The sequence below is a fragment of the Streptomyces sp. NPDC057428 genome, from assembly GCF_042803195.1.
Classification (GTDB): Bacteria; Actinomycetota; Actinomycetes; order Streptomycetales; family Streptomycetaceae; genus Streptomyces.
Map to the genome: position 1 here is coordinate 1 of NZ_JBHVCT010000151.1, position 8,081 is coordinate 8,081.

Annotated in this window: 5 protein-coding genes; 3 read left to right on the forward strand and 2 right to left on the reverse strand. The window is 68.4% G+C overall.

Annotated elements, in window-relative coordinates:
• Window positions 1-171: 171 nt before the first annotated feature.
• Window positions 172-3,762, forward strand: coding sequence for a DNA polymerase III subunit alpha (dnaE, locus tag ACFU5K_RS30440; RefSeq protein WP_384067530.1), 3,591 nt, complete (start codon window positions 172-174; stop codon window positions 3,760-3,762).
• A 273-nt stretch (window positions 3,763-4,035) separates the two neighbouring features.
• Here the strand turns inward: dnaE and ACFU5K_RS30445 are convergent, their stop codons facing one another.
• On the reverse strand, window positions 4,036-4,677 hold the full coding sequence (locus ACFU5K_RS30445; protein ID WP_384067533.1) for a response regulator: 642 nt from the start codon (window positions 4,675-4,677) through the stop codon (window positions 4,036-4,038).
• A complete protein-coding gene (locus ACFU5K_RS30450) occupies window positions 4,674-5,828 on the reverse strand; it encodes a sensor histidine kinase (RefSeq protein WP_384067538.1) in 1,155 nt (384 codons plus the stop codon). Before ACFU5K_RS30450 ends, ACFU5K_RS30445 begins: the two co-directional genes overlap by 4 nt.
• A gap of 290 nt (window positions 5,829-6,118) precedes the next feature.
• Between ACFU5K_RS30450 and ACFU5K_RS30455 the strand changes: the two genes are divergently transcribed.
• Window positions 6,119-7,204 carry an ABC transporter permease gene (locus ACFU5K_RS30455; protein WP_384067541.1) on the forward strand — a complete coding sequence of 362 codons (1,086 nt, stop codon included), beginning with the start codon at window positions 6,119-6,121 and terminating at the stop codon, window positions 7,202-7,204.
• Window positions 7,201-7,905: an ABC transporter ATP-binding protein gene (locus ACFU5K_RS30460; RefSeq protein ID WP_384067535.1), complete on the forward strand. Its 705-nt coding sequence runs from the start codon at window positions 7,201-7,203 to the stop codon at window positions 7,903-7,905. The genes ACFU5K_RS30455 and ACFU5K_RS30460 overlap by 4 nt, the downstream gene beginning before the upstream one ends.
• Window positions 7,906-8,081 lie beyond the last annotated feature (176 nt).

An 8,081-nucleotide genomic window follows, 5' to 3' on the forward strand; every position in this document is an offset into this window, starting at 1 on the left:
GAATGCTCCACAAGACCGGCCGCGCGACCTACACCCTCGCCACCTGACGAACCCCCTTGACAGCCCCGCCGATCAGCAAACTTCGCGGCCTTGGGCCAAGACGCTGTCCAGTGCCCCCTCCGGCGCTAGGGTGAACGCCTTCCTTTGCCCCGCCGTGGAGGTCTGTAGCCGGTGCCTGATTCCTTCGTTCACCTGCACAATCACACCGAGTACTCCATGCTCGACGGGGCTCAGCGGCTGAAGCCGATGTTCGCCGAGGTGGACCGTCAGGGCATGCCGGCCATTGCGATGTCCGACCACGGGAACATGTTCGGGGCCTACGAGTTCCAGCAGGTGGCCAAGGGCTTCGAGGGTGTGAAGCCGATCATCGGGATCGAGGCGTACGTAGCCCCGTCCAGCCGCCGGAACCGGAAACAGGAGTTCTGGGGGCCCGGCGGAGTGCGGGCGATGTCGGATGACGGTGAGGGGTCCAAGGACGTCTCGGGCGGGGGCCGTTTCACCCACATGACGATGTGGGCGCAGAACGTGCAGGGCCTGCGGAACCTGTTCTACCTCTCCACCGAAGCCAGCTACACGGGCCAGTTCCCGGCCGGCAAGCCCCGTATGGACATGGAGCTGATCGCTGAGCACTCAGAAGGGATCATCGGCACGACCGGATGCCCCTCGGGTGCCATCCAGACCCGGCTGAGGCTGAACCAGTACAACGAAGCCCGTGAGGTAGCGGCCGCCTACCAGGACATCCTGGGCAAGGAGAACTACTTCCTCGAACTGATGGATCACGGCCTCGACCTGGAGCGCAGCGTCCGCGGGGACCTGCTGCGGCTGGCGAAGGACCTGAGCATTCCGCTGCTCGCCACGAACGACGCTCACTACGTCCTCGAGGAGCACGCGGACGCCCACGACAACCTGCTGTGCATCGGCGTCGGCAAAGACAAGAACGATCCAGGGCGCTTCCGGTTCAACGGCGCCGGCTACTACCTCAAGACGGCCGCCGAGATGCGGGAACTGTTCTCGGAGCTCCCCGGGGCCTGTGACAACACCCTGCTGATCGCCGAGCGCATCGAGTCCTACGAGCAGGTGTTCGCTCCTGAGGACGAGATGCCCCAGTACCCGGACGTTCCGGAGGGGGAGACGCAGGAGTCGTGGTTGCGTCGGGAGTGCGTCAAAGGCCTGATGATGCGCTACGGCTCGCCGATCCCCGACCCGGTCATGGAGCGCTTCGAGACCGAGATGACGGTCATCGGTCCGATGGGCTTCTCCTCGTACTTCCTCGTGGTTGCCGACATCTGCCAGTACGCCCGGGACCAGAAGATTCCCGTCGGTCCGGGCCGTGGGTCGGCGACCGGATCGATCGTGGCGTACGCGACCCGGATCACTGAGTTGTGTCCGCTGGAGCACGGGCTGCTCTTCGAGCGGTTCTTGAATCCGGAGCGCATCAACCCGCCGGACGTCGACCTCGACTTCGACGACCGCCACCGCGACCGCATGGTGCGTTACGTCGTCGAGAAGTACGGCGACGAGTTCACCGCCATGGTGAACACGTTCGGAAAGCTGAAGGCCAAGAACGCGATCAAGGACACGTCGCGGCTCCTGGGGTATCCGTTCTCACACGGCGAGCGGATCACCAAGGCTCTGCCGGCGGACGTGATGGGCAAGTCCATCCCCTTGCCCGGCATCTTCGACAAGGCTCACCCCCGTTACGGGGAGGCCGGAGAGATCCGGGCTCTGTACGAGAACGAGCCGGATATCCGCAAGGTCATCGACGGCGCGATGGGCGTCGAGGGCCTGATCCGTAACACCGGCGTGCACGCCGCCGCGGTGATCCTTTCCAAGACCAGGCTGACCGACCGCATCCCGCTGCACATGCGGGCCAAGGACGGCGTCAAGATCACCGGTTTCGACTACCCGTCCTGCGAGGACATGGGCCTGGTCAAGATGGACTTCCTGGGGTTGCGGAACCTGGGGGTCATCGACCATGCCATTCAGAACATCCGCGAGAACCGCGGTGTCCGCATCACCACCGACACCGTCCCCCAGGACGGCGATCAGGCGATTCCCCTGGACGACGCCGTGGCCTTCCAGCTCCTGGCCCGCGGCGACACCTTCGGTGTGTTCCAGCTCGACGGCGGCGGCATGCGCACGCTCCTCAAAGCCATGGAGCCCTCCCGGTTCGAAGACATCGCCGCAGCACTCGCCCTGTACCGGCCCGGGCCCATGGCGGCCAACGCGCACATGAACTACGCGCACCGCAAGACGGGCCGGCAGGAAATCGCCCCGATCCACCCCGAGCTGGAAGGTGCCCTGGAACCCATCCTCGGCAACACCTTCCACCTCCTTGTCTACCAGGAGCAGATCATGGCGATCGCCCGGCAGCTCGCCGGGTACACCCTGGGAGGCGCCGACCTGCTGCGACGCGCCATGGGCAAGAAAAAGCCCGAGGTCCTGGCTGCCGAGTGGGAAAAGTTCCACGGCGGCATGAAGGCCAACGGCTACTCCGAAGAAGCCATCAAGGCCTTGTGGGACGTCATGCTCCCCTTCTCCGGCTACGCGTTCAACAAGTCCCACACCGCCGGATACGGGCTCGTCTCGTACTGGACCGCCTACCTCAAGGCCAATTTCCCGGCCGAGTACATGGCCGCCCTCCTCACCTCCGTGGGCGACGACAAGGACAAGGCGGGCATCTACCTGGCAGACGCCCGCAAGCTCGGCGTGCAGGTCCTTCAACCGGACATCAACGAGTCCGTAGCGAACTTCACCGCCATCGGCGACGACGTCCGCTTCGGCCTGCGCTCGATCCGCAACGTCGGCGACAACGTCATCGAGTCGCTCGTCAGCACCCGCAAGGCCAAGGGAAAGTACGCCTCCTTCTCCGACTTCCTCGACAAGGCTGAGATCGGTGCGCTCAACAAGAGGGCCGTCGAGTCTCTGATCAAGGCAGGCGCCTTCGACTCCCTCAAGCACTCCCGCAAGGGCCTCTCGGCGGTCCACGAAGACGCCATCGACTCCGTCATCCCGGTGAAGAAGCAGGCAGCCATCGGACAGGACGACCTGTTCGGAGACCTCGGAGCGCAAGACCCGGACGCGGCCGCCCTCGGCCTCGACTTCCCGATCGACGACTCCGAATGGCCGAGAAAACAACTCCTCGCCACCGAGCGGGAGATGCTCGGCATGTATGTCTCCGCGCATCCGCTGGACGGCACGGAACACATCCTCTCCCGCAACCGGGACACCACGATCAGCGAACTTCTCGGATCCGGCCGCAGCGAAGGAATGGTGCAGCTCGCCGGACTGATCACCGGGGTCACATTGAAGGTGACCAAGCAAGGCAACGCCTGGGCCATCATCAACCTCGCCGACCGCGACGGCGAGATGGAAGTGCTGTTCTTCCCCGCCTCCTACACGCTGGTCCAGCCCGCCCTCATCCCCGACAGCATCGTGTCCGTGACAGGCCGGCTGAACGACCGGGACGGCACGACAAGCATCTTCGGCCAGGAACTCCAAGTACTGGACGTATCGTCCGCGGAGAGCGGCAGCCGGCCGCCGGTACAGCTCCAGCTACGATCCCACCAGGTCAACGAGCGCAACGTGAAGGAACTTCAGCGGATCCTCGGAGCCCACCGCGGCGCCAACCCCGTACGCCTCCAGGTGCGCGGCCTGGAGAAGACAACGGTGTACGCGCTCGGCTACGAGGTCGACCCGACATCCGTGGCCTCGGATGTGAAGGGCACCTTGGGCCCCGACGTCTGGGTCGGTGTCGTATGACACGGGCCACGGCGGAACGGGCCTTGGCCCCGAATCCTGAATATTCCGGATACCCAGCCACCCGAAGCCCTGCTACCCGCGCCCGCGGGATGGCTGGTTCCCCGGCAGCACGATGCGGTTCAGGTTGGGTTCGAGGGTGGCGACGACTGGAGATAGGCCGGTTCTCCGCCACGTTCGCATAGTCGTTGGCGGGCCCTGAACCTGGGTTGCCATGGACCTCAACGGCCCCGAGGCCGGGAGAGGCTGGCGGATCGGCGGAGAAGCCCGCGGGGGTCAGCGGCGGATGAGACCCTGGGCGGTTGCGGTGGCGACGGCGGATGTGCGGGAGTCGGCGTTGAGCTTGGTGTAGATGTGCGCGAGGTGGGATTTCACGGTGGCCTGGCTGAGGAAGAGCTGTTTGCTGATGGCGGCGTTGGACAGGCCGTCGGCGACCAGCTGCAGGATCTCGGTTTCGCGCGGAGTCAAGGTGGTGGCGGGCTCGCGCATGCGGTCCATAAGCCGCAGGGCGACGGCGGGGGCCAGGGCGGACTTCCCGGCCGCGGCGGTGCGCACAGCGGCGGCGAGCTCCTCGGGCGGGGCGTCTTTGAGGAGGTAGCCGGACGCGCCGGCTTCGATGGCGGCGAGGATGTCGACGTCGGTGTCGTAGGTGGTCAGGATCAGGACACGCGGTGCGCCTTTTCGGGCGGTGATGGCGGCGGTCGCCTGGGCGCCGAGCATCTGCCCGCCGAACTGGAGGTCCATCAGGACCACGTCGATGGCCAGGTCGGGTTCGGCGGCCAGGGTGACGGCTTCTCCGGCACCGGGCACGTCGGCGACGACGGTGAAGCCGGGTTCGGTCTCCAGCACCGCGCGCAGGCCGGCCCGTACCACCGGGTGGTCGTCGGCAAGCAGCAGCCGGACGGGGGAGGCGCTCATGCGTCGGTTCCTTCGCGGGCGGGGAGGGGGAGAGTGACGGCAAGGGCGGTGCCCTGCCCGGGGGCGGTTTCGAGGGTGAGAACGCCGTGCAGGGCGCGGGCGCGGGCACGCATGGCGGCCAGTCCGAAGCCGGAGCCGGACTCGTTCTCGCCCGGCATCAGGAGCGCGTCGGCGTCGAAGCCGTGTCCGTTGTCGACGACGTCGAGGGCGACCTCGGTGTCCATGTAGCTCAAGGTCATCTCGACGTGGGTGGCGTGCGCGTGCTGGACGGTGTTGGCCAGCGCGGACTGAGCCACGCGCAGCAGTGCGACCTCATGCGGGGTGGGCAGGTCGGCGGGGGTGCCGGAGATCTGGCAGTGGACGGTCAGCCCGGAGGTGCGGGAGGTGGTGGTGCACAGGCGCTCCAGAGCGGCGGGCAGGCTTGCGGCTTCCAGGTCGGGCGGGCTCAGGGCGCGGACGAACCGCCTGGCTTCGGCGAGGTTGTCGACGGCGGTCCGGCGGGCGTGGCGGACGTGGTCCAGCGCTCCCTCGGTCCAGCCGGCGAGCTGGGCGCGTTCGGCGGCCCGCAGGAGCAGCTGGATGGAGGACAGGCCCTGGGCGAGGGTGTCGTGGATCTCGCGGGCCAGGCGTTCGCGCTCGGCCAGGACCCCGGCGGCGTGCTCGGCCGCGGCCAGTTCACCGCGGGTCGCGGTCAGCTCCTCGATGAGACGCCGTCGCTGCTCGCTCTCCCGGTACAGGGCTTGGTAGCCGAGCGCCACCGCGACGGCGACCGCGGCGCCGAGCACGGGTCCTATGACGGTGCCCGGGGTGAGGGCGAGGGTGTGCCAGCCGAACCCGGCGATCGCCAGCGCGGTGGTGGCTGCGACGGCGGTCAGGGCCCAGCGGCGCGGCAGCAGGTGCAGCTGGAGGAAGAACAGGGGGAAGGCCAGCCAGATGCCGTCCGGGGTGAGCGCGAGCAGCACCAGCCAGGTGGCCGTGACCGCTGACAGCCACCAGGCTGCGGCCGCCGCCCGGGTGCGTACGGGCCGCAGCAGCGGTCCGATGCCGTAGACAGCGGCGAGCGTACAGGCCGTGGCCAGCACGGCCGGGGCGTTCGTGGCGCCGTCGGCCGCAGCCCGTACCGCTGCCAGGGCGAGCAGGCCGACGACCATCAGGTGCAGGCAGATACGCAGTACACGTAGCGCGGGTGTCAGGGAAGGATCGCTCACAACATCTCTCATCAACTGCCGGACATCTGTTCCATGTCGTGCTCCTCCCCAGGTCAGGTTATGCAGGCGTCGCAGGCCGCGGCATCGATCAAAAGGTGTAGGCGGGGGTGAACCCTTTGGCCGCCCTCGGGCAGTCCTCGGCGCGATGCGGCGGTCAGGCCCCGAAGGCGACGGTTGAGACACGCCGCCGGGCAACGGGTCCGGCCCTGGAAACCATCGAAAGAGGCATGGCTGTGTTCGTCGCCTGGAGAGACCTCCGGTTCGCCAAGGGCCGCTTCGCCCTCATGGGCACCGTGATCGTGATGATCACACTGCTGGTGGGGCTGCTGTCCGGGCTCACGGCCGGGCTGGGCCGGGAGAACACCTCCGCAGTCACCGGCCTGCCCGCCGACCACCTGGCCTTCTCCGCTCCCGCCGGCGGGCAGGACATCTCCTTCACCGACTCCCGCATCGACCAGAACACCTGGAAGCAGTGGGCCCGGCAACCCGGCGTGGAATCCGCCCAGCCGCTGGGCATCGCGATGACCAAGGCCCAGGCCGGCTCCACCACCACCTCCCTGTCCGCCTTCGGCGTCCAGTCCGGCTCTTCCCTGGCCCCCGACTCCAGTGACCTCGAAGACGGCACCGTGGTGATGTCCACGAAGGCCGCCGACGAACTGCGCGTGAAGGCCGGGGACACGTTCACCCTGGGCGGACACAAGGTCACCATCGCCGCCGTCAGCGGCGGGGCGATGTACAGCCACACCCCCGTGGTGTGGACCTCCCTCGGCGACTGGCAGCAACTCGGTGCCCCGGCCGGCGGCAGAGGCGAGCAGGCCACCGTCGTGGCCCTGTCGACCACCTCCGGAGCCGACCTGTCGGCAGCCGACCAGAAGCTGGACACCAAGACCGTCGGCAGCGACGACGCACTGCAGGCGATCGGCTCCTTCACCGCGGAGAACGGTTCCCTGCAGCTGATGCGCGGCTTCCTGTTCGCCATCTCGGCCCTGGTCGTCGGCGCGTTCTTCACCGTGTGGACCATCCAGCGCAGCGGCGACGTTGCCGTCCTCAAGGCGCTGGGCGCCCCCACCCGCTACCTCCTCAAGGACGCCCTGGGCCAGGCGATGATCCTCCTTGTCCTCGGCACCGGGACAGGCACCGTCATCGCAGCCGGTATCGGCGCCGCCGTCGGCGGCAGCGCGGTCCCCTTCGTCCTGGACGCCGCCACAGTCCTCGTCCCGATGGCCGTCATGATCGCCCTCGGCGTGCTCGGGGCGGCCCTGTCCATCCGGCGCATCACCTCCGTCGACCCCCTCACTGCCCTGGGAAGTGCCCGATGACCACCACCGCGACCACCAGCACCGGTCTGCAGCTGGCCGACATCACCCTCACCTATCCCGACGGCACCAGCCGGCTGACCGCCCTCGACCAAGTGAACCTGAGCGTCCCCGCCGGCACGATCACCGCTGTCGTCGGTCCCTCCGGGTCCGGCAAGTCCAGCCTCCTCGCGGTGGCCGCCACTCTCATCACCCCCGACACCGGGTGCCTGACAATCGCCGGCACCGACACCCGCGGGCTGAGCCGCCACGAACTGACAACCCTGCGCCGCACCACCATCGGCATCGTCTTCCAACAGCCCAACCTGCTGCCCTCCCTCACGGCCGCCGAACAACTCCAGGTCATGGCCCACCTCGACGGCCGCAACCCCAAGACGGCCCGCACCCGCGCCCTGGACCTGCTCGACGCCGTCGGCCTCGCCGACCAGGCAGACCGCCGCCCACATCAGCTCTCCGGCGGCCAACGCCAGCGCATCAACATCGCCCGCGCCCTCATGAACGATCCCGCCATCCTCCTGGTCGACGAACCCACCAGCGCCCTCGACCACGACCGCGGAGCCGCCATCCTCGACCTGATCACCACCCTCACCCACCAGAAAGCCACCGCCACCGTCCTGGTCACCCACGACCGCTCCCTGCTCACCACCGTCGACGCCGTCACCGAAGTCCACGACGGCCGCCTCACCACCGCCGCCCGCACCTGACCACCATCCACGTGCAGCCCCCCCCCCCGCCCCGGCGGGGGGGGGGGGGGGGCCCCACCCGGCAAAAACTTGGGCGTGCCCCGGGGGGGGCCCTTTACCGGGGGCGGGGGGGGGGGGGGTGGGGCGCTCGGTGCGCGGAGCCCACGCCACGGGGTTCAACGCGCACAGTGTGGGCA

Excerpts from the sequence above, each read along its gene's own strand:
- ACFU5K_RS30445 (WP_384067533.1), bottom strand. The coding sequence starts at position 4,677 with ATGAGCGCCTCCCCCGTCCGGCTGCTGCTTGCCGACGACCACCCGGTG.
- ACFU5K_RS30460 (WP_384067535.1), top strand. The coding sequence starts at position 7,201 with ATGACCACCACCGCGACCACCAGCACCGGTCTGCAGCTGGCCGACATC.
- ACFU5K_RS30450 (WP_384067538.1), bottom strand. The coding sequence starts at position 5,828 with ATGGTCGTCGGCCTGCTCGCCCTGGCAGCGGTACGGGCTGCGGCCGAC.